Below are 2,046 nucleotides of genomic sequence, written 5' to 3'. Positions count from 1 at the left end.
TGATTATATTGTATAGTATACTTAACATTATGTAAACGGAACTTAACAACTTTACAAAAAGATAACTTTTTTTCGACAAAATTTTTATATTCCCTTGACGAAAAATAAATAAACATGTAATATAAAAAAAGTCAGAGCGGTACTGTTGCTGACAATCACAAATGCGGGTGTAGTTTAGTGGTAAAACCTCAGCCTTCCAAGCTGATGTCGTGAGTTCGATTCTCATCACCCGCTCCATTATTGAATGATCTTTGAAAACTAAACAAGACAAAACGTACCTGTTAATTCAGTTTTAAAAAAATCGCACAGCGATGTGCGTAGTCAGTCAAACTACTTTATCGGAGAGTTTGATCCTGGCTCAGGACGAACGCTGGCGGCGTGCCTAATACATGCAAGTCGAGCGGACAGATGGGAGCTTGCTCCCTGATGTTAGCGGCGGACGGGTGAGTAACACGTGGGTAACCTGCCTGTAAGACTGGGATAACTCCGGGAAACCGGGGCTAATACCGGATGGTTGTTTGAACCGCATGGTTCAAACATAAAAGGTGGCTTCGGCTACCACTTACAGATGGACCCGCGGCGCATTAGCTAGTTGGTGAGGTAACGGCTCACCAAGGCAACGATGCGTAGCCGACCTGAGAGGGTGATCGGCCACACTGGGACTGAGACACGGCCCAGACTCCTACGGGAGGCAGCAGTAGGGAATCTTCCGCAATGGACGAAAGTCTGACGGAGCAACGCCGCGTGAGTGATGAAGGTTTTCGGATCGTAAAGCTCTGTTGTTAGGGAAGAACAAGTGCTAGTTGAATAAGCTGGCACCTTGACGGTACCTAACCAGAAAGCCACGGCTAACTACGTGCCAGCAGCCGCGGTAATACGTAGGTGGCAAGCGTTATCCGGAATTATTGGGCGTAAAGCGCGCGCAGGTGGTTTCTTAAGTCTGATGTGAAAGCCCACGGCTCAACCGTGGAGGGTCATTGGAAACTGGGAGACTTGAGTGCAGAAGAGGAAAGTGGAATTCCATGTGTAGCGGTGAAATGCGTAGAGATGTGGAGGAACACCAGTGGCGAAGGCGACTCTCTGGTCTGTAACTGACGCTGAGGAGCGAAAGCGTGGGGAGCGAACAGGATTAGATACCCTGGTAGTCCACGCCGTAAACGATGAGTGCTAAGTGTTAGGGGGTTTCCGCCCCTTAGTGCTGCAGCTAACGCATTAAGCACTCCGCCTGGGGAGTACGGTCGCAAGACTGAAACTCAAAGGAATTGACGGGGGCCCGCACAAGCGGTGGAGCATGTGGTTTAATTCGAAGCAACGCGAAGAACCTTACCAGGTCTTGACATCCTCTGACAATCCTAGAGATAGGACGTCCCCTTCGGGGGCAGAGTGACAGGTGGTGCATGGTTGTCGTCAGCTCGTGTCGTGAGATGTTGGGTTAAGTCCCGCAACGAGCGCAACCCTTGATCTTAGTTGCCATCATTAAGTTGGGCACTCTAAGGTGACTGCCGGTGACAAACCGGAGGAAGGTGGGGATGACGTCAAATCATCATGCCCCTTATGACCTGGGCTACACACGTGCTACAATGGACGGTACAAAGAGCTGCAAGACCGCGAGGTGGAGCTAATCTCATAAAACCGTTCTCAGTTCGGATTGTAGGCTGCAACTCGCCTACATGAAGCTGGAATCGCTAGTAATCGCGGATCAGCATGCCGCGGTGAATACGTTCCCGGGCCTTGTACACACCGCCCGTCACACCACGAGAGTTTGTAACACCCGAAGTCGGTGGGGTAACCTTTTTGGAGCCAGCCGCCTAAGGTGGGACAGATGATTGGGGTGAAGTCGTAACAAGGTAGCCGTATCGGAAGGTGCGGCTGGATCACCTCCTTTCTAAGGATATTATACGGAATATAAGACCTTGGGTCTTATAAACAGAACGTTCCCTGTCTTGTTTAGTTTTGAAGGATCATTCCTTCGAAACGTGTTCTTTGAAAACTAGATAACAGTAGACATCACATTCAATTAGTAACACAAGATATCACATAGTGATA

1 tRNA gene and 1 rRNA gene are annotated in these 2,046 nt (G+C 49.2%); both read left to right on the top strand.

From position 1 onward, the window contains the following. Positions 1 to 163 precede the first annotated feature (163 nt). Positions 164 to 237, top strand: a tRNA-Gly gene (locus ACFQ8E_RS21980). Between the two features lie 98 nt (positions 238 to 335). After that, a 16S ribosomal RNA gene (locus ACFQ8E_RS21975) occupies positions 336 to 1,885 on the top strand. Positions 1,886 to 2,046 lie beyond the last annotated feature (161 nt).

It is taken from the genome of Isoptericola sp. NPDC056573, assembly GCF_042793335.1.
In the GTDB taxonomy this organism is placed as follows: Bacteria; Actinomycetota; Actinomycetes; order Actinomycetales; family Cellulomonadaceae; genus Isoptericola.
This window is presented reverse-complemented; position numbering and strand designations above follow the sequence as displayed.